Below are 19,526 nucleotides of genomic sequence, written 5' to 3' on the forward strand. Positions count from 1 at the left end.
TGGTCCTCAGGGCTTGACCGCGTGCGTCGCCAGGAAGGTCGGCATGAAGCGGTCGATCAGGAACCGCGGCTGGGGCTGTTCATCCTCATAAAACCCCTTGAGCAGGAACCCGGCGTCCAACTGGCCGCCGATCTGCTCGCCCAGGCTGTGTCCGAACACCAGGGCATCCCCCCGGTCTTGCTTCTCGGCCAACTCGGACGCAGTCAGGTCGCGCACATCCGAGTAGGGCAATTTGAAGCGCGGGCGGATCAAGCCCTGTTCCGCCAGTTCCGGCGCGCGGTCGCCGACGAACACGACCGGGTTGTAGAAGCTGCTGAGCAGCCTGCCGCCATGCTTGAGCACCCTGAAGCACTCGCGCCACACAGGCCGCACGTCGGGCACATACAGGTTGGAGATCGGATGCACGATGCAGTCGAAGGACGCGTCTGCAAATGCCGAGAGATCGCGCATGTCGCCCTGCACGGCCTTGAGCGTCAGGCCATCGCGGCGCGCGACCATTTCGTCCTGGGCCAGCTGTAGCGGCGAAGCGTCGAACACGGTCACCTCGGCGCCGGCGGCAGCCAGCACGGGCGCCTGCTGGCCGCCGGCCGAGGCCAGGCACAGGATGCGCGGCGCCGGGTTCATGGCCGGCAGCCAATCCGCGGGCAGGGCGCGCGGCGTGATGTGCACCTGCCAGTCGCCGCGGCGCGCGGCCTGGATCGTTTCGGCGCTTACCGGTTGCGACCAGGCGCATTGCTGCGCGGCCTGGCGGTCCCAGGCGGCGCGGTTGTGATGGTAGATATCGATAGTGTCAGTCTGCGGGGCAGGCATTGCGTTTTCCTTCTGTTGATGGGGAAAACTGCCGATGGACGCGCAATCCGCGAGCCTGTGCCTCACAAGAGCCGGCCGCGGCGCGCCGATAGGGGCCGGGACCTGCAAGACATCAGAATGGAACAAGCAATGCGGCTCGCGCGCCAGGCAGCGAGGGGAGGCAAGATGCGTGGGCATCCCGGCATTTACTTGTTCACTCTGAGTGCTCCGGTGGATGTGGGAGAGGGTTGCAAGCTTAACCCGGACGGCGCGGCGGGGACAAATGGCTGCCCGCCGCCGGTTCATTACGCGGTCGTCGCGCAGCTATGCGCTGCGCGGCGCCGTGATCACATGCGCCTGGATCTTTCCCGCGATGGGCCCCGCGCCGTAGCGTGCACGCAGCGCATCGGTCGCGACATCGACGGCCTGCTCCAGCATGTCCGCGCCGCGGGCCTCGATCTCGTTGCGCAGCGGCGTGCCTTGGCAATAGGCGATGGCGGCCGTTTGTGGCGTGTCCGCCCGGCTTTCAAGGGCGACGGTTTCCAACGTTCGCTGCCCGCTGAATCCAGCGCGAGCCAGATCGGCGCCGATGACGGCCGCGTCATAGTAGCCGTGGGGCACCCGGCTCATGAACTTGGGGGGATCGCCGGGAAACAGCCGCGCCAGGGCCTGTTCCACGGTGTCGGCAAACGCGTTGTCCTCGATGCGGTCCCAGACGTTGAACAGGAATGTTCCGCCTGGTCGCAGGACCCGGCGGGCCTCAGCGAAGCCGGCGGCCTTGTCCGGCAGGAACATGTAGCCGAACTGGCACACCACGGCATCGAAAGCCTGGTCCTCAAAAGGCAGCTGCAAGGCGTCGGCCTGGCGCCAAGTGACGGCGCGGCTGGTGCCCAGGCCCTGGGCCTGCTCCAGCATGGCCGGGTTGAGGTCGGTCGCGACGATGGCCGTGGCGGCGGGCAACTGCTCCGCGAGCTGCCGTGTCACCGCGCCCGTGCCGGCCGCGATTTCCAGGACGGCCGCAGGACGCAGCGCCGCCGCTCGCCGGGCGAGGTCCGTGGCATAGGGTTCGAAGATAAGGGGAACCATGTACCGCTGATAGAACTGCGGGATGGATCCGGAGAAGACTCGATCGCCAGTGGAAGTGTTCATGGTGTTCGACTCCAAAGCGGCCGCGCGGGGCGGTCTTCAGATTGAACGCAGCCGCGTCCGGCGGCTGGGAAACTCTATTTTAGGCGAGGCGAGACCGCCTGGCGACAGGCGCTCGGCATGGACCTATGCCCCCAACCGCGCCTGTTCCGCCGCCAGATAGGCATCCCGCGACGGGAGCAGATGCTCCCGGCATAGCACCATCAACGCCTCCCGGTCGCCATCGCGCAGGGCGTGGATCATGGCCCAGTGTTCCTGGCGGGCGCGTTCGCGGTAGCCGGCGGCGGCCAGCGATCCAAAGCGGATGGGGTGGGTGCGGCGGGCGTATTCCTGGATGGCCTGGCCCAGCACCGCGTTGTCCAGCAGGCCGAAGAGTTCGCGGTGAAAGCGCTGGTTGCTGCGGAACACGCGGCGCGCGTCGCCGTCGGCGACCGCCGCGTCGTGTTCGCGCTGCACGGCCACCAGCGCCGCCAGCCGCGCCTGCTGCACGGGCAGCGGGATCTGGCTGGCGGCATGCACCTCCAGCACTTGGCGCAGCGCGTACAGCTCCATGACTTCACGCACCGAGTACGCGCGCACCACCGCGCCGATGTTGCGCTTTTTCTCCACCACGCCCAGCGCTTCCAGGTCGGCCAGGACCTGGCGCACCACATGGCGCTTCAGGGCGAAGCGCGCCATCAGTTCGTCCTCGGTCAGGCGCTGGCGCGGGTGCAGCCGGCCGAAGACGATGTCTTCTTCCAGGATGGCGACCGCCGCCTGCGCGGCGTCGAGGGCCTGGGATTGCAAGGCGTCGGGCGTGATGGCGTCCATGGGCCTGCTTACTTCTTCGGCACGGTGTCGTGCGTGACGCCGGCGCGCAGGAAGTCGAAGTCCACGCCCTGGTCGGCCTGGGTCACGGTCTGCAGGAACAGCTTGCGGTAGCCGCGTTCGGCCGTGGGGCGGACCATGGGCTGGGCCTCGGCGCGGCGCGCCAGTTCGGCGTCGTCCACCAGCAGCGCGATCTCGCGGTTGGCCACCGACAGGCGGATGCGGTCGCCATTCTGCACATAGGCCAGCGGGCCGCCGATGGCGGCTTCGGGCGTGACGTGCAGCACGATGGTGCCTGCCGCGGTGCCGCTCATGCGGCCGTCGGAGATGCGCACCATGTCTTTCACGCCGGCGCGCGCCAGCTTCTTGGGGATGGGCATGTAGCCGGCTTCGGGCATGCCGGGCGCGCCGGTCGGGCCGATGCGCTTGAGCACCAGGATGTCATTGGCGGTGACGTCCAGCGCTTCGTCGTCGATGCGCCGCGCCATGTCCTCGGCGTCCTCGAACACCACCGCGCGGCCCTCGTGCTCCATCAGCTTGGGGTTGGCGGCGGATTGCTTGATGATGGCGCCGCCCGGGGCCAGGTTGCCGCGGAGCACGGCCAGGCCGCCCACCGGGTAGATGGGCGAGGCTGCCGTGCGGATCACGTCCTGCGGGAAGGCGGCAGGGGCATCGTCCAGTTCCTCGCCCAACGTGCGGCCCGACACGGTCAGCGCGTCCAGGTGCAGGTAGGGGCGCAGTTCGCGCAACAGCGCCGGCATGCCGCCGGCGTGGTGGAAGTCTTCCATGTAGTGCTGGCCCGAGGGCTTCAGGTCCACCAGCACGGGCGTCTCGCGGCTGATGCGGTCCAGGCCGGCCAGGTCGATGTCTATGCCCAGGCGGCCGGCTATGGCCGTCAGGTGCACGATGCCGTTGGTGGACCCGCCGATGGCCAGCAGCACGCGCAACGCGTTCTCGATGGACTTGCCGGTGAGGATGCGGTCCGGGGTCTGGCGCGTAGCGGCCATGGCGACCGCCGTGGCGCCGGTTTTCTCGGCGACGCGCACCCGGTCGGCGGTGACGGCCGGGGCCGAAGCGCCGCCGGCCACCATCATGCCCAGGGCTTCGGTGATGCAGGCCATGGTGCTGGCCGTACCCATCACGGAACAGGTGCCCACGCTGGCGACCAGCTGGTTGTTCACGTCCGCGATCTCGGCCGCGTCGATCTCTTCGGCGCGGTAGCGGCCCCAGTAGCGGCGGCAGTCGGTGCAGGCGCCCACGCGCTCGCCGCGGTGCGAGCCGGTCAGCATGGAACCAGTGACCAGCTGGATGGCGGGCACGCCGGCGGAAGCCGCGCCCATCAGCTGGGCCGGCACGGTCTTGTCGCAGCCGCCGATCAGCACCACCGCATCCATGGGCTGGGCGCGGATCATTTCCTCGGTGTCCATGGACATGAGGTTGCGCAAGTACATGCTGGTGGGCTGGGAGAAGCTCTCGTGCACCGAAATGGTGGGGAAGTCCATGGGCAGGCCGCCCGCCAGCATGACGCCGCGCTTGACCGCCTCGATCAACTGCGGGGCGTTGCCGTGGCAGGGGTTATAGCTGCTGCCCGTGTTGACGATGCCGATGATGGGACGCGACAGGGCGTCGTCGGTATAGCCCGCGCCCTTGATAAAGGCCTTGCGCAGGAACAGCGAAAAGCCGGTGTCGCCGTAGTTGGTGAGCCCCCGGGCCACGCCGCGCGCGGCCGTGCCTGCGCTGTCGAAAGGCCCCGGTGCCGCTGCGCCGTTCTTGGTCTGGTCCTTCATTTTTGATCTCGATAATATTATTGATAATTTAACGGGAGCATCATATCCAGCCTTTGAAAGCGCCCGCAAGCGATTTATCGGTGCTGTTCAATTGATCTTCTATATAGATCAGTCGATAGAAAAATTCTGCTTCTTCAATCAAGTTCCGGACCCTACACTGGCGCGGTTGACGAGCCGGGCGTCCGTTTCATTCCTATACCCATCCCGGCAGGAGACCTACATGTCAGACCTGCGTCTGCGGCCGCGCCGCGCCGTGTTGTTTTCCCTGCTGGCCTTGTGCGCCGGCGTTTCCGCTCCCGCCCTGGCCGCCGACGCCTACCCCGACAAGCCCATCCGCATGATCGTGCCGTACCCGCCCGGCGGCGCGACCGACGTGATCGGCCGCGTGCTGGCGCAGGAACTGACCGGCGCGCTCGGCCAGTCGGTGATCGTGGAGAACCGCGCCGGCGCCGCCGGCAACATCGGCGCCGATCAGGTGGCCAAGGCGCAGCCCGACGGCTACACGCTGCTGATGGGCGCGCTGACCAGCCATTCCATCAACGCCGCGCTGTATCGCGGCCGCGTCACCTACGACGTGGAGAAGAGCTTCGCACCGGTTTCCATCGTCGGCACGGTGCCGCTGGTGTTCGTGGTGAACCCGTCGGTGCAGGCGAAAACGCTGGCCGAATTCATCGCGCTGGCCAAGTCCAAGCCCGGCTACATCACCATGGGTTCGGCCGGCAACGGCTCGCCCCAGCATCTGGCCGCCGAAATGTTCAAGCGCACCGCCGGCGTGGAAGTGCTGCACGTGCCCTACAAGGGCAGCGGTCCGGCCATGACCGACCTGATGGGCGGACAGGTGCTCAGCATGATCGAAACCGTGCCCGCGGCGCAGGGCAGCATCAAGGCCGGCAAGCTGCGCGCGCTGGCGGTGACGTCGGCTGCGCGCGTGGACGCGCTGCCGGATGTGCCGACGGCGGCCGAGGCGGGCCTGAAGGATTTCGAGGTCAGTTCGATGTTTGGCATCGTGGCGCCTGCCAATACCCCGGCGCCCGTGATTGAACGCCTGAATAGCGAGCTGAAGAAAATCTTGGCCAAGCCCGAGGTCAAGGCCTCTCTGCTGAACCAGGGCGCCATCGCTACCTGGACCACGCCGGCCGACGCCGGCGCCCGCGTTTCGGCCGAACTGGCCCGCTGGACCAAAGTCATCGACGAATCGGGCGTGAAGGGGGACTAAACCTCCCAAGGTTGCGGCTTTACGTCATACGCCGGAAGTTCCGCTTGGAACTCCCGGCGATTTTGTTTGCGCGCGCGGTCGCGAAAGACGCAACAAGGCTTGCGTGTCAAGTACGCAAGACGCACTGAAAAAGCTGCACATGCAAAGTTTTGCGCTATGAACCACCAATGGGGACGCAATAAACCGCAACAAAGGCTGCGCGAGATTGTATACAGTGGTTGACCCCGAATAGACTAGGCCGTAATGTACTTTGCGGGCCTTCCCAGGGCGGCAGAAGGGGGATAACAATGACAGACGACCAGGACGAGAAGTCGATTCTGTACACGCATTTCGGAACGCACAGTCCTTATTGGCGCCTGTCCGCCGATAGCGACGCGTTCGAACTCGCAGCGGTCAAGGGCGCGGCCAACATCGCGATGGCGCTGCGTCCGGAACAGGCCGAGACGATACGCAGCCTGACGGGCATCACTTCCAGCGTGCGCATCGACATCGCGCTGTACGGCGACATGCTGCGGCTCCATCTGGTGGGCCGCAAGATCAATCCGAATGAATGGGCGGGCACCGCATCCGCGCATTCCGATACCGAATCCGTGGCCAAGGATCTGGTCGAAGGCCTGTCCTTCGCCGAGACCGTGGTGTCCGAGGCCAACTCGGTCATCGTCATTGTCGACCAGAACGGCCGCGTGCAGCGTTTCAACAAGCTCAGCGAGGAATACACCGGCAAGCGCGAGCAGGACATCATCGGCCGCAGCGTCTTCGAAATGTTCATGACGCGTGAAGAGGCGATCGCCTCGCGCCGCAATATCGCCGAGTTCTACAAGCGCGGGCAGTCCTACGAGGCCGAGCGCCTCATCAATACGGTCAAGGGGCCGCGCCTTTTCCTGTTCCGCAACAAGTTCGTCACCAGCGGCAGCGGCGAAAAGCGCGTCTACCTGATCTGCTCGGGCACCGACATCACCGAGGAGCGCCAGGCGCAGGAGCGCCTGCGGGTGTTGGCCAACACCGACATGCTGACCAACCTGCCCAACCGCCATGCGATTACCACGCGGCTGAAGGCGGCGCTGGCGGCGGGCCAGGATGGGCGGGGCGGCGTGCTGTTCCTGGACCTGGACAATTTCAAGCGCATCAACGACCACTACGGCCACGGCTTCGGCGACCGCCTGCTCAAGTCGGTGGCGGTTGCGATCTCGTCCTGCCTGTCCGAAGGCCAGACCCTGGCGCGGCTGGGCGGCGACGAATTCATCGTGCTGCACGAAGCCGCCCAGACCTGGGAACTGGAGGCCACCGCGCAGCGCATCATCGAGCGCCTGCGCGAGCCTTTCCGCCAGGGGCTGATCGAGGTCTATACCAGCTGCTCCATCGGCATCGCCATGTATCCCGAGCACGGCGCCGACCTGGACAGCGTGGTGCGCAGCGCCGACATCGCCATGTATGTGGCCAAGGAAGCGGGGCGCCATACTTACCGCGTGTTCCAGCCCGAGATGGACCGCCGCAACGCGGACTACGTCTGGCTGGACACCAATCTGCGCAAGGCCCTGGCCGAAGACCACCTGATGCTGTACTACCAGCCCAAGCTGGCGGGGCGCAACGGCGAGGTCGACGGGGTCGAAGCCCTGGTGCGCTGGCGCTCGCCGGAGCGCGGCATGGTCGGCCCCAACGTCTTCATTCCCTATGCCGAGGAATCGGGCCTGATCTCGCCGCTAGGCGTGTGGGTCATGCGCGAAGCGGCCCGGCAGGCCGCTGCCTGGAAGCGCGACGGCCTGAACATCCGCATCGCCATCAACGTGTCGGCGCGGCAGTTGAACGACAAGGGCGTGGTCAGCGACTTCATGCGCGCCATCAACGACGCCAGCCTGGATCCCTGCCTGCTGGACATCGAATTGACGGAAAGCTGCCTGATCGACGACGAGGGCGCCGCCATCGAACTGATCAAGCAATTCCGCCAATTGGGCGCGCGCGTCCACCTGGACGATTTCGGCACCGGCTATTCGTCGTTGTCGCAGCTCGCCCGCATTCCGCTGGACGCGATCAAGCTGGACGCCAGCTTCGTGCGCGGCGTCAACGAGAACCCGGTGTCGCAGGCGCTGGCGCGCGCCATCGTCGCCGTGGCGCGCACGCTGGAGCTGAAGGTCATCGCCGAGGGCGTGGAAACGACCGAAGAGGCCGTGTTCGTCGACACCCTGGGCGTGGACGCCAAACAGGGCTACCTGTATGCCAAGCCCATGCCTGCGGCGGAGTTCACCGCCTGGCTGGCCCAGCGCCGCCGGCTGCATCTCATTGCCTGACGCAGCCGGTAGCGCCTTACCGCATCAATGCATGGTGGCTTCCAGCGCGGACTCCGCGCTGGAAGAACTGCGGCGGTTCTGCGCCATCACCAGGCGCTCCATGTAGGCGCGGTCCTTCGGGTCGATCGAGAACGCGGCTTCGACCCAATCCTCGGTAATGTCCATCAGCTCTGAACGCGGCAGGCTCAGCACGCGCTGGCGCGCGCGCAGCATGGCGCGCATGCCGTTGAGCTTGGGCCGCATCACGTCGATGAAGGTGCGGGTGGCTTTGTAGGCGTCGCCCGGCTCGAACAGCACATCGACCAGGCCCCTGCCATGGAACCATTCGGCGGTGTGCGATTCGCCCGTGCTGATCAGTTCTTCCGCCAGCTTCATGCCCGAGCGCCGCGCCACCAGCGAGTAGCCGCCCATGCCGGGGAAGAGGTTGAACGCCATTTCAGGAAAGCCCATGCGGGCGGTATTCTGCGCCAGCACGAAGTGGTGGGCCAGCGCAGCCTCGAAGCCGCCGCCCAGGGCGGTGCCTTCGATCATCGCCAGCGAAATCGCGCCGGTGTCGAAGCCGCGGGTGGCGGCATGCACGCAATCCACGCAAGCCCGGGCGTACGCCCGCAGCGCTTCGCGCTTGCCGGTGCGTATGGCTTCCGCGAAGAAATTCAAATCGCCGCCCACGTTGTAGATCTGAGGGACGAGCGAGCCGGTGACCCAGAAGTCGATGGGCAGGCCGGAGTCCTTGGCGGCGCGCGCCAGGGTCATGATCTCGTCGATCAGTTCATGGTTGAAGCACGGACGCGGTTGAGCGCGAAGCATCATCCACATGACCCGGCGTCCCTCCTCATAAAACGCCGAGAGCTGCTTCAGGTTGCCCGCGGCGGTGAAGGGGTGGCAATCCGGATGAATGAGTTGATTCATTTACTTTCGTCCAATTGATCAAGGTGAGTCGGAGTACTACGGGGTCAGCCTAATACAGACCTTCCGGCTTCCGTCTCATGCAAACCTCGTCCAGCTGGCCAGACTTGTCCGTAAGTCAAAGGCCCGAGTGATCAGTGGAGAAAAGCAATCAGCGCGCGCGGCCGCTCAACCCATCAGGCGATGGCGGCATGGGTAAAACGGATGAGGGATACACGCAAATTCGCGGCGATCCGGGCGATGCGCCGCGCGCGCGCCTGCGGCTGCGCGCTCATGCGTAGGGATGAGGGATGGCGCGGCCGGACGGCCGCGCGCGGGCTTGCGTTCTGCGGTTTGGGAATGCGCCGGTTCAGGCGACGCCGCCGTTGGCGCGCAGGATCTGGCCGTTGACCCACCCGGCATCCGGGCCTGCCAGGAACGACACCACGTTGGAGATGTCCTCGGGTTGGCCCAGGCGTTCCAGCGGCGGCATCTTGGCGTAGTGCTCGATCAGCTCGGGGCTCTTGCCGTTGAGGAAGAGTTCGGTGGCGACGGGACCGGGCGCCACGGCGTTGACGGTGATGTGGCGTCCGCGCAGTTCCTTGGCGAATACCTGGGTGAGGCTTTCGACCGCTGCCTTGCTGGCGATGTAGACGGAGTAGTTCGGCAGGTTGAGCGCGATGGTGGTGCTGGACACGTTGACGATGCTGCCGCCGTCGGCCAGCCGGGTGGCGGCTTCGCGCAGCGTGTTGAAGGTGCCGCGGGTGTTGATGCCGAAGGTCTGTTCGTAGAGCTCGTCGCTGGTCTCGGCCAGCGGCACCATCTTCAGGATGCCGGCGCTGTTGACCAGCACGTCGATGCGGCCGAGGCCGGCTTCGACCTGGTCGAACATGGCGCGCACCTCGGCGGCCTGCGACACGTCGGCGCGCACGGCCAGGGCGCGGCCGCCAGCCGCGCGGATTTCATCGGCCAGGGCCTCGGCTTCGGCGGCGCTGGAGGCGTAGTTGATGGCGACGGCGTGGCCGTCGCGCGCCAGGCGGCGGACGATGGCGGCGCCTATGCCGCGCGACCCGCCGGTGACGAGCGCAATGCGTTGCGTGGCCTGGATGTTCATGTGGTATCTCCGGTTGGATAGGGGGGTGAGGCGTATCTTGAACTATTCCAGAAAAAAGATAATTACTCTATATTCGCTAACATAATTTCATTTGTATTAATAATGAGCGACGGAGCATGGATCGGTTCCAGGAAATGCAGGTGTTCGTGCGCATCGCCGAAAGGCGCAGCTTTTCCAAGGCCGCCGAGGATCTGCAGATCCCCCGGCCCACGGTCACCAATCTGGTCAAGCGGATGGAAGCGCGCCTGGGCGCCCGGCTGCTCGAACGGACCACGCGCCAGGTGCGGCTCACGCACGATGGCGAGGCCCATTACCGGCGCTGCGTGCGGCTGCTGGCGGATCTGGAAGAGGCCGACGGAGCCTTTCTGGATACCTCGCCCAAGGGCCTGCTGCGGGTCAATGCGCAGGGCACGCTGGCCCGGTTCTTCGTCATGCCGGGCCTGCCCGCGTTCCTGCAACGCTACCCCGACATCGTGCTGCAGCTGGGCGAGGACGACCGCCTGGTGGATCTGGTGCGCGAAGGCGTGGACTGCGTGCTGCGCACCGGCGCGCTGCAGGATTCGTCGCTGGTCGGGCGCCAGATCGCGCTGATGCCGCAAGTGACGGTGGCCAGCCCGGCCTATCTGGCGCGCTTCGGCGAGCCCCGGCGGCTGGAAGACCTGGAGGGCCATTGCGCGGTGGACTACCTGTCCAGCGCCACGGGGCGCAGCCTGCCGCTGGATTTCATGGTCGATGGGCGCAACGTGCAGATGCGGCCCAGGGCCGTGGTCAGCGTCACCGGCGCGGAACTCTATACCGGCGCGGCGCTGGCCGGCCTGGGCCTGGTGCAGGTGCCGCGCTACCGCGTCGAACGCGAACTGGCGGCGGGTGAATTGAAGATCGTGCTGCCCGACGCGCCGCCCGCGCCCATGCCCGTGTCGGTGCTGTATCCGCAGAACCGCCAGGTATCGGCGCGGGTGCGCGTCTTCACGCAATGGCTGGCGGAGATCATCGCCGCCGGCCTGGCTCAGACGATGCCGGTCAGGTAGTACACCGCGATCGCCAGGAATACCGAGGTGGTCGATATCAGCGTGATGGCGAAGATGTCGCCATAGGACTGGCGGTGCGTCAGGCCGGTGACCGCCAGCAGGGTGATGACCGCGCCGTTGTGCGGCAGCGTGTCCATGCCGCCGCTGGCCATGGCGGCGATCCGGTGCAGCACTTCCATCGGGATGCCCGCCGCGTGGGCGCTGTCGATGAAGGTCTGCGCCATCGCCGCCAGCGCAATGCTCATGCCGCCCGAGGCCGAGCCGGTGATGCCGGCCAGCGAGGTCACGGCGACCGCTTCGCCCACCAGGGGATCGGGGATGGCCTTGAGCGCGTCGGCAACCAGCAGGAAGCCGGGCAGGGCGGCGATGACGCCGCCAAAGCCGTATTCCGCCGCCGTGTTCATCGAAGCCAGCAGCGCGCCGGACACCGCGTTCTTGCTGCCTTCGGCGAAGTGCGCCTTGATGCCGCGGAACGAGAACAGCAGGATGGTGACGATGCCCGCGATCAGCGCGCCCATCACCGCCCACAGCGCCACCTGGTCTTCGGCGTTGACGGGCATGGGCTTGGGCAGGCCAGGCAGCGCGACTTCGGAGCCGGCTGGATACCAGCCCGGAATCCAGCGCGTGAGCAGGTAGTTGGCAACGCCCACCACCACCAGCGGCAGCAGCGCGATCAGCGGATGGTGCTCGCGTTCGTTGGGTGGCGTGACCGGCTCGTTGCGCAGGTCCGTGCCATAGGTCTCGCCGGCGGCGGCCGCGCGCTTGCGCCGCCACTCCAGATAGGCGATGCCGACGCTCAGCGTGAAGCAGGCGCCGATCAGGCCCAGCCAGGGCGCGGCCCAGGTGGTGGTTTCGAAGAAGGTGGTGGGGATGATGTTCTGGATCTGCGGCGTGCCGGGCAGGGCGGTCATGGTGAAGGTGAACGCGCCCAGGGCGATCGCGCCCGGCATCAGTCGCTTCGGGATGCCGCCCTGGCGGAACATCTCGGCCGCGAACGGGTACACCGCGAACACCACCACGAACAGCGACACGCCGCCATAGGTCAGCACCGCGCAGACCAGCACGATGGCCATGATGGCGCGCTCGGCCCCGATCAGGCGCAGCACCGCCTGCACGATGGCGCGCGAAAAGCCCGACAGCTCGATCAGCTTGCCGAACACGGCGCCCAGCAGGAACACGGGGAAGTAGAGCTTGGCGAAGCCCGCCATGCGCTCCATGAAGATGCCCGAGAATACGGGCGCCAGCGCCGACGGGTCGGTCAGCAGCACCGCGCCCATGGCCGCGATGGGTGCGCACAGGATCACGCTGTAGCCGCGATACGCCGCCAGCATCAGAAATGCCAGCGCCGCCACCACGATGAACAATCCGGTCATTCGATACTCCAGGAATGAAGAGATAAGGGGTGGGAACAGGGCCTACACCTTACCGCATGAAACCGGATGTCTTGCTTGCAGCGGCCGGGATTCAGCGTTCCAGCAGCGCCTGTGCCTGGCGCGCGATGTCCAGGTCGATCGTGGCATCCTCGCCGCCGCTCATGAACCAGGCGGCGGATAGCCCGCACCAGGCCAGGATCCATTGCAGCAGCCGGCGGCGTTCCAGGCCCGACTGCGCGACGATGAACTCCAGCCGGCTTTCGAAGCGTCCGGGCACGATGGCCACTGGCGGCACGGGATCCGCCAGATCCGGGTTGCAGAAAATGTTGGCGTAGTCGAAGGCGCGCTCGCCATGCAGGCGCTTGGGGTCGATGACCAGCCAGCCGCGCTCGCCGAAGTCCAGGATGTTGTCATGGTGCACGTCGCCGTGCAGCACCGTCAGGTCGCGCGGACTGTCGAGCAAGGCGCGGGCGTGGCGGGCACTGTGCGCCAGGATGCCGCCTTGCGCCTGGGCCATGGGCCATAGTTCCTCGAACCATTGCTCCAGCGGGCGCAGCGCGGGCAGAGGCCGGGCGCGCGGCGCATGCAGATCCTTCAGCACGCCGCAGATGATGCGGGTGGCCTCGTCGTCGCGCCCGTTGCGGGCGTATTCGGCCAGCGAGCGCGTGCCCGTGGCCCGCTCCAGCAGGATGGCCTCGCCGTCATGGGCCAGCACCCGCGCGGCGCCCTGGCCGTCCCACCAGCGCATCAGCACGCCGCCTTGTTTCTCGTCTTCTTCGTGCGAGACCTTGAGCATGGCGGGCTGGCCGCGATGCCGCACTGGCAGCAATTGGGCCGCGCGGGTGACGATGGGGGCGCCGTCGGGCAGCAGTTGCCAGCGGGAGAGGTAGGTCTCGAACATGGGGGCGTGAAGCGCTTTGGAGGCTTCTATAGTAGTGCGCGGCGCGCGTCCTCCGCCGGCCTGGCCTGCGTAGCGCCTTGGTGCGGCAGCAGGCCGGTGACCGCCGCCGCTACCGCATTGCCCGCCGCGCTGGCGATAATGGGCAGCAGGTAGGAACCGCTGAGGTCATAGGCATAGCCAGCCGCCACCGGCCCGATCAAGGTGCCGAACGCCACGCTGGTGTAAAGCGCGCCGATGATGCCGCTGACATGGCGGCCGCCGAAATAATCCATGACCACTGCCGGCATCAACGCGACCCAGCCGCCGTAGAACGCGCCGAATACCAGGGCGAACAGCGCCAGCGTCCAGAACTGGCCGCAAGCGCCCCACAGCGCCAGCGTTGCGGCCATGCCGGCATACATCGCGGCGAGCGAGGCGCGCCGGCCCATACGGTCGGCCAACGTGCCCAACAGGAACCGGCCCGCCGTGCTGCCCACGCCCACCATGCCCAGCAGCAGCACGGCCAGTCCTGGCGCGATGCCATGATCCAGCGCGTAGGGAATGAGATGCACGAAGGGCACGAAGACGCCGAAGGCGCCAGCCATGCTTGCCAGGTACAGCAGGACGAAGGCCTTGCTGCGGATGGCGGCGCGCACCGGGACGCCGGCCGGCGCGGATGCCGCCGTTGCGCAAGCAGGCGCGGCGTCGCCCTCGGGCCGCAGGCCGCGGTCCTGCGGCGAGTTCTCCACCCAGAACGCCGCCGCGCAGCCCAGGACCGCCACCACGGCCGCCAGCGCCAGATAGGCGGCGCGCCAGCCCCACAGCGCTATCAGCGCGGAAGCCAGCGGCGGCACCAGCAGCGTGCCCACGCCTATGCCGCTGACGGCCAGCCCCGAGGCCAGCCCGCGCCGGCGCAGGAACCAGCGCTGCACCGCGCCTATCACCGGCACATAGGCGCAGCCCACGCCCAGCCCGACGCCCAGACCGTAGGCGAGGTAGATCTGCATCATGTTCTGCGCGGCGCTGGCTAGCGCCAGTCCCAGCGCCACCAGCAGCATGCCTATCCATGCCATGCGGCGCGAGCCGTAGCGGTCCGCCAGAGGGCCGCTGACCACGCCGAAACCGAAGTAGAGGAAGCCCGCCAGCGAGAACACCAGCGACACCGCGCCGCGCGTGGCGGCGAAGTCGCGCTGCAAGGCTTCGACAAAGGCGCTGAAGGAATAGGCGCTGCCGAAGCCCAGCAAAGTAATGGCGAAGGCCGCGGCCACTACCCGCCAGCCGTGGAAGATCCGGCCGGCGGAGGCTGGGGCGGCGCTGTGTTGCGCATGCATGTTCATCGTCGGCCTCACGTCGCTGGCCGGCGCAGGTGCCAGTCCGTGGACGCCTGGAATGCCGCGCCCAGCCGGAACAGCACAGACTCGCCCAGATGCGCCCCCACCAGTTGCAGCCCCATCGGCATCCCTGCCTGGCACTGGCCGGCGGGCAGCGTCAGGCAGGGATGGCCCGTTATGTCGAACACGCAGGTATAGCGCTGCAGGGCTTCGACCAGTGCGGGCTGCTGGCCCAGCACGCTTACAGCATTCAGGGTCAGCGGCGGCATGGGCTGTACCGGCGTCAGCAGCGCGTCGACCTTGGCGAACAGGGCGTCGACCTGGCCGCGCATGGCCATGCGGCGCAAGAGAATGCGCTGGTAGGTCAGGCCCGGCAGCGCGTGGCCCGCCTCGATCACGCCGGCCAGCACCGATCCGTATTCCGTCTTGCGCGAGGGATAGGTGGCGGCGTGTGCAAGGGCCGCTTCCACCGCGCAGAGCGGCGCCCAATCGCGCACGGCCTGCGCGGCGTCATCAGAGGGGAAGCGCAACGGCACCAGGGTCGCGCCCAGCTGTTCGAAAACCTGCATGGCCGCCGCCATCATGCGCTGAGTCTGCGGATCGACCTCGCTGGCGTTCCAGTCTGGATCCACGCCGATCCGCAAGCCGTCAATCGGCGCTTCGGCTTCCTGCGCGTAGCGCGGGACGGGCGCTTGCAGCGCCGTCGGATCCGCCGGGTCGGGGCCGGCGATCGCCTCCAGCAGTACCGCGGCGTCCTGCGCGCTGCGCGCGATGACGCCGGCATGATCCAGCGAAGCAGCAAGTTCGAATACGCCGTGGCGGCTGACGCGGCCCCAGGTGGGCTTGATGCCGGTCAGCCCGGTGGCGGCGCAGGGCCAGCGTATGGAGCCGCCGGTGTCCGACGCGGTCGCGCCAAAGCACAGGCCCGCAGCCGTCGCCACCGCCGATCCGCTGGATGAAATACCGGTCCAGTAGTCCGCATTCCATGGGTTGCGCGGCGGCGCGACGCTCGGGTGGTGATCGGAGTACGCGCCTTCGGTCATCTGCAACTGCCCCAGCAGCACCGCGCCCGCGTCGCGCAGGCGGCGGACCACCGTGGCGTCGTGATCCGCGGGCGTGTCGCGGTGGATGGCGGTGCCGGCGGCGGTCGGTACGCCTTTGCGGCGGAACAGGTCTTTCAGTCCGACGGGCACGCCATGCAGGGGACCGCGATAGTGTCCCTGCCGTATCTCGGTTTCCGCCACCTGCGCCTCTTGCAGCGCGGACGCCGCCGTCACGCAGGCATAGCTGCGCAGGTCGCCGTCCAAGGCGTCGATGCGCCGCAACTGGGCGAGCGTGATCTCCACCGGCGAGACCTCCCCCGACCGGATCAGGGCGGCGAGCGCGAGCAGGCCCAGGTGGTGCGGGCCGGCTGTTTCCTTGATAATTTCCGTATAGTTCATCTATTCTTTATCTGTCTTGGATTCAATAGGAAGTGTTCAAGTTAATTCCTATAATTCTGCAAGACAAACCACGATTTCTATCCTGAATGGATTAGAAAAACTAAATAATTTATTGCAAGCGCCATGACCGCTCCGCGACTCCCTCCGCTTAACGCGCTGCGCGCCTTCGAGGCCGCGGCCCGCCATCTGTCCGTGAAGGATGCGGCACAGGAACTGTGCGTGACGCCCGGCGCAGTCAGCCAGATGATCAAGTCGCTGGAGCAGCATCTGGGCGTGGCCCTGTTCCTGCGCGTGAACCGCGGCATTCAGCTGACGGATGCTGGCCACGGCTTTCTGCCGCCGGTGCGCAACGCCTTCCGCCAGATCCTGGCCGCGTCCGCCCGCATTGCCTTGCCGTCAGAGAGCCGCGTACTCACGGTCAGCACCACTGCGTTCTTCGCGTCGGCCTGGCTGGTTCCCCGGCTGCATGACTTCCACGCCCGCCATCCGCAGATCGATCTGCAGATCGTCACCAGCAACGCGCTGGCCGCATTCGGCCGGGACGGCGCGGACATTGCCATCCGCCACGGACTGGGCCGCTACGCGGGGCTGCAAAGCGAGCATCTGCTGACTGTCGAGGTCGTGCCAGTCGCGTCGGCCGGTCTGGTGGCGAAATTGGGCATGCCGGCAGACGCGCAGGATTTGCTGCGCTGGCCGCGGGTGCATGACGAGGCTCGCAGCGGCTGGCAACTGTGGTTCGCGGCGCAGGGCCTGGAAGATGTGGGCATGCCAAGGGGGCCCGCGTTCGACGATGGCAGCCTGCTGCTGCAGGCGGTGGCCGCGGGTCAGGGCGCGGGCCTGCTGCCGCTGGCGATGGTGCGGGACGAATTGGCGGCGGGACGCCTGGTCAGGCTGGCCGGCGACGCCTGGCTGGAAGAATTCGGCTATTACCTGGTGTGGCCGGGTCGGGGCGCCATGCCTGGCAAGGCGCAGGTGTTCCGCGACTGGCTGCTGGAAAGCGTGGCGGTTTGAGGAAAGCCGGATCCGCCACCGGCATGCGGCGACCTTAGAGCGCGGCCGACAGCGCCGCCGCCTTGCGCGCCAGTTCCGCCACGCCGAAGCTGGTCGCGAGCGAGTGCTCGTCCAGTTCTTCCAGCGATACCCAGCGGGCGTCGGCGGCGTCGTCGCCCGCTACCGGTTCGCCCGCTTGCCAGCGGCACAGCACGGCGATCAGGATGAAGTGGCGGCGCAGCGCGCCCGCGTCGTCGCGGTCGTAGACGTCGACGGCGTCGAACACATGCAGCGGCTCGGCGCGCACGCCGGTTTCTTCCAGCAGCTCGCGTGCGGCGGCGGCATGGAGGCTTTCGCCTGCATCGATCTTGCCGCCGGGAAAGGCCCATCGGCCCTGGTCCGGCGGGTTGGCGCGGCGCACCAGCAGCACGCGGCCGTCGCGGACGACGGCGGCGATGGTGGCGGCGATGGGGCGCTGGGGGGAGGGCGCGGTCATGCGTGCTTCCTTTCTATGGCGACGGCCTGGGTATGTCAGGGTACGCCAAGCGGGTCTTAGCGCAAATCCCCGTAGTGCCGGGCGGGTCCCTGGTGCACACTGTCAGCCGCGCCGGCATGAGCGCATCGAATAGGGGGCGGGAGGGCAGCATGGATACACCGGACCGGCAGTTGCGTTATTTCCTGCGCATCGCGGAACTCAAATCGCTATCGCGCGCGGCGGAGGACCTGGACCAGACCCAGTCCGGGCTGAGCCGGCAGCTGGCGGCGCTGGAGGCCCACGTGGGCAAGCCGCTGTTCACCCGCACCGGACGCGGCGTGGAGCTGACCGAGGCGGGCGCGCGCCTGTTGGATGGCATCCAGCCGGCCTACCGCAACATAGACCGGGTGCTGGAGGCCGTGCGTCAGCGCGAGGGCGTGACGCAGGGAACGGTGCGGCTCGCCACCGTGCATACGCTCAGCTACTACTTCATGGCCGAGGTGGTGGCCAGTTTCGTCAGCAGCCATGAACACGTGAACCTGTCCGTGATGGGCCGCAGTTCGCCCGAGGTGGTGGCGCTGGTGGAAAGCGGCAAGGCGGACGTGGGCTTCGTCTATGACGCGGCGGTGGCGTCGGACAACCTGGCGTCGGCCACGCTGTTCGATGACGACATGTGCCTGATCGTGCGCGGCGACGTGCCACTGCCGGACGACGTCGACCTGGCCGGCATGGATCTGCGGCTGGTGGGCTTCCCGCCGCACTACGCGCTGCGCAAGATGATCCACAGCGCGGGACTGGAGCCCGAGTTCGCGGCCGAGGCCGAAACCATAGACGCCATGCTCAAGCTGGTGTCCTCGGGCGTGGGCGCCTGTATTCTCCCGTCCCGCATTCCCGACAAGCTGCTGACCGAGTACGGGCTGCGCAAGGTCCGGGTCCGTAGCCCCATCTTGCGGCGCCGCGTGGTCGCGATCACCCTGGCCAACCGGCAACCCCTGCCGCTGGTGCGCGATTTGCTGGCCGTCGCGCACCGCATCGCGGCGCGCTAACCGTCCTGGCGGACTCGAATAGCAGCTATGACCCTGGCTGCATGGCTGTATCGCGGCTGGTTTTCCATACTGTGCATACCTCGCGCGGCGTCCGGTGGCGCTGATGACGCGGGCAATACACAGGGGAAGACATGAACACCGCATTACGAGAGAAATCCTATTTCGACACCCGCGCCACGCAGGAAATGGCGCGCCACCTGCACGCCGTGCCGCGCAGCATCCAGGAAACCATGGCCTATGCCTGTCGCATCCTGGCCATGACCGAGCAGGAAGCGGGGCTGGCGGGCCAGATCAGCGTGCGTTCGCAGCGGCCGGGGGCCTACTGGACCCTGCGCTTCGGGCTGGGCTTCGACGAAGCCACGCCGGCCGACTTCATCGAGGTGGACCGCGACCTGCACACGCTGACGGGCGAGGGCATGGCCAATCCGGCCACCCGCTTTCACCTGTGGGTGTACGAGGCGCGGCCCGACGTGCAGTCCATCATCCACACGCATTCGCCCTGGGCCTCGGCGCTGGCCGCGGCGCGCCAGCCGCTGGTGATCTCGCAGATGGACATGACGCCGCTGCACGACGATTGCGCGTTCCTGGGCGAATGGCCAGGCGTGCCGATCGCCGACCAGGAAGGCGTGATCATTTCCGGCGCGCTGGGCAAGAAGCGCGCCATCATCCTGGCGCATCACGGTTATCTGACGGCCGGCGTTTCGTGCGAAGAGGCGACCTATCTGTCGGTCTACCTGGAGCGCGCGGCGCGCATGCAGATCCGCGCGCAGGCGTTCGGACCGCTGACGCCGGTGGACGACGCGCTGGCGCGCGAGGCGCACGACTATCTGCTCAAGCCCTCGATCGTCAACGCGACGTTCAACTACTGGGCCCGCCAGACGCACGGCATCGCGCCTTTGCCGCTGCCTGCCGCCTGACACCGCGCAGCCACA

At 67.3% G+C, this 19,526-nt stretch carries 18 protein-coding genes; 7 read left to right on the plus strand and 11 right to left on the minus strand.

The genetic code is table 11. The features are described 5' to 3' along the window. Nucleotides 1-6 precede the first annotated feature (6 nt). The 4 genes from AC3WOB_RS15480 to AC3WOB_RS15495 all read right to left on the minus strand — a co-directional run bounded on the left by AC3WOB_RS15480 (nucleotide 7) and on the right by AC3WOB_RS15495 (nucleotide 4,529). On the minus strand, nucleotides 7-810 hold the full coding sequence (locus tag AC3WOB_RS15480; protein ID WP_492275504.1) for a class I SAM-dependent methyltransferase: 804 nt from the start codon (nucleotides 808-810) through the stop codon (nucleotides 7-9). A gap of 303 nt (nucleotides 811-1,113) precedes the next feature. Next, nucleotides 1,114-1,938, minus strand: coding sequence for a class I SAM-dependent methyltransferase (locus tag AC3WOB_RS15485; RefSeq protein ID WP_492275505.1), 825 nt, complete (start codon nucleotides 1,936-1,938; stop codon nucleotides 1,114-1,116). 123 nt (nucleotides 1,939-2,061) lie between these two features. After that, nucleotides 2,062-2,745, minus strand: coding sequence for a GntR family transcriptional regulator (locus tag AC3WOB_RS15490; RefSeq protein WP_332014374.1), 684 nt, complete (start codon nucleotides 2,743-2,745; stop codon nucleotides 2,062-2,064). Nucleotides 2,746-2,753: 8 nt separating this feature from the next. Then, nucleotides 2,754-4,529 (minus strand): IlvD/Edd family dehydratase, encoded by a 1,776-nt coding sequence (locus AC3WOB_RS15495; RefSeq protein WP_492275506.1) that lies wholly within the window; start codon nucleotides 4,527-4,529, stop codon nucleotides 2,754-2,756. A 220-nt stretch (nucleotides 4,530-4,749) separates the two neighbouring features. Between AC3WOB_RS15495 and AC3WOB_RS15500 the strand changes: the two genes are divergently transcribed. Next, nucleotides 4,750-5,745 carry a Bug family tripartite tricarboxylate transporter substrate binding protein gene (locus tag AC3WOB_RS15500; RefSeq protein ID WP_492275507.1) on the plus strand — a complete coding sequence of 332 codons (996 nt, stop codon included), beginning with the start codon at nucleotides 4,750-4,752 and terminating at the stop codon, nucleotides 5,743-5,745. A gap of 287 nt (nucleotides 5,746-6,032) precedes the next feature. After that, nucleotides 6,033-8,030: a cyclic di-GMP phosphodiesterase gene (gene pdeR / locus AC3WOB_RS15505; protein WP_013393129.1), complete on the plus strand. Its 1,998-nt coding sequence runs from the start codon at nucleotides 6,033-6,035 to the stop codon at nucleotides 8,028-8,030. Between the two features lie 24 nt (nucleotides 8,031-8,054). Here the strand turns inward: pdeR and AC3WOB_RS15510 are convergent, their stop codons facing one another. Next, complete coding sequence (locus AC3WOB_RS15510; protein WP_013393130.1) at nucleotides 8,055-8,939, minus strand: crotonase/enoyl-CoA hydratase family protein; 885 nt, start codon at nucleotides 8,937-8,939, stop codon at nucleotides 8,055-8,057. A 134-nt stretch (nucleotides 8,940-9,073) separates the two neighbouring features. Between AC3WOB_RS15510 and AC3WOB_RS15515 the strand changes: the two genes are divergently transcribed. After that, nucleotides 9,074-9,217, plus strand: coding sequence for a hypothetical protein (locus AC3WOB_RS15515; protein WP_158307665.1), 144 nt, complete (start codon nucleotides 9,074-9,076; stop codon nucleotides 9,215-9,217). 68 nt (nucleotides 9,218-9,285) lie between these two features. On the opposite strand, the gene AC3WOB_RS15520 is transcribed toward AC3WOB_RS15515, so the two are convergent. Next, entirely contained in the window at nucleotides 9,286-10,029 is a 744-nt protein-coding gene (locus AC3WOB_RS15520) for an SDR family oxidoreductase (RefSeq protein WP_492275508.1), read from the minus strand. Between the two features lie 116 nt (nucleotides 10,030-10,145). Here AC3WOB_RS15520 and AC3WOB_RS15525 point away from each other — a divergent pair, with 116 nt between their 5' ends. Then, a complete protein-coding gene (locus AC3WOB_RS15525) occupies nucleotides 10,146-11,057 on the plus strand; it encodes a LysR family transcriptional regulator (protein WP_013393132.1) in 912 nt (303 codons plus the stop codon). Here the strand turns inward: AC3WOB_RS15525 and AC3WOB_RS15530 are convergent. The 4 genes from AC3WOB_RS15530 to AC3WOB_RS15545 form a co-directional block, all read right to left on the minus strand. Beyond that, complete coding sequence (locus AC3WOB_RS15530; protein ID WP_013393133.1) at nucleotides 11,036-12,430, minus strand: GntP family permease; 1,395 nt, start codon at nucleotides 12,428-12,430, stop codon at nucleotides 11,036-11,038. The genes AC3WOB_RS15525 and AC3WOB_RS15530 overlap by 22 nt on opposite strands. Before the next feature lie 91 nt (nucleotides 12,431-12,521). Next, nucleotides 12,522-13,331 carry an aminoglycoside phosphotransferase family protein gene (locus AC3WOB_RS15535; RefSeq protein WP_492275509.1) on the minus strand — a complete coding sequence of 270 codons (810 nt, stop codon included), beginning with the start codon at nucleotides 13,329-13,331 and terminating at the stop codon, nucleotides 12,522-12,524. A gap of 26 nt (nucleotides 13,332-13,357) precedes the next feature. Further along, the gene (locus AC3WOB_RS15540) at nucleotides 13,358-14,647 is read right to left on the minus strand and encodes an MFS transporter (protein WP_492275510.1); all 1,290 of its coding nucleotides are present in this window, start codon (nucleotides 14,645-14,647) and stop codon (nucleotides 13,358-13,360) included. A gap of 8 nt (nucleotides 14,648-14,655) precedes the next feature. Continuing rightward, nucleotides 14,656-16,083 (minus strand): amidase, encoded by a 1,428-nt coding sequence (locus tag AC3WOB_RS15545; RefSeq protein WP_492275511.1) that lies wholly within the window; start codon nucleotides 16,081-16,083, stop codon nucleotides 14,656-14,658. A gap of 123 nt (nucleotides 16,084-16,206) precedes the next feature. Between AC3WOB_RS15545 and gcvA the strand changes: the two genes are divergently transcribed. Further along, entirely contained in the window at nucleotides 16,207-17,094 is an 888-nt protein-coding gene (gcvA, locus tag AC3WOB_RS15550) for a transcriptional regulator GcvA (protein ID WP_492275512.1), read from the plus strand. 34 nt (nucleotides 17,095-17,128) lie between these two features. On the opposite strand, the gene AC3WOB_RS15555 is transcribed toward gcvA, so the two are convergent. Continuing rightward, on the minus strand, nucleotides 17,129-17,569 hold the full coding sequence (locus AC3WOB_RS15555; protein WP_013393138.1) for an NUDIX hydrolase: 441 nt from the start codon (nucleotides 17,567-17,569) through the stop codon (nucleotides 17,129-17,131). A 149-nt stretch (nucleotides 17,570-17,718) separates the two neighbouring features. Here AC3WOB_RS15555 and AC3WOB_RS15560 point away from each other — a divergent pair, with 149 nt between their 5' ends. Continuing rightward, nucleotides 17,719-18,594: a LysR family transcriptional regulator gene (locus AC3WOB_RS15560; RefSeq protein ID WP_013393139.1), complete on the plus strand. Its 876-nt coding sequence runs from the start codon at nucleotides 17,719-17,721 to the stop codon at nucleotides 18,592-18,594. A 131-nt stretch (nucleotides 18,595-18,725) separates the two neighbouring features. Continuing rightward, on the plus strand, nucleotides 18,726-19,511 hold the full coding sequence (locus AC3WOB_RS15565) for an aldolase (protein WP_492275513.1): 786 nt from the start codon (nucleotides 18,726-18,728) through the stop codon (nucleotides 19,509-19,511). The last annotated feature ends 15 nt before the right edge of the window (nucleotides 19,512-19,526 follow it).

The sequence above is a fragment of the Achromobacter sp. FW305-C-30-7 genome, assembly GCF_058783105.1.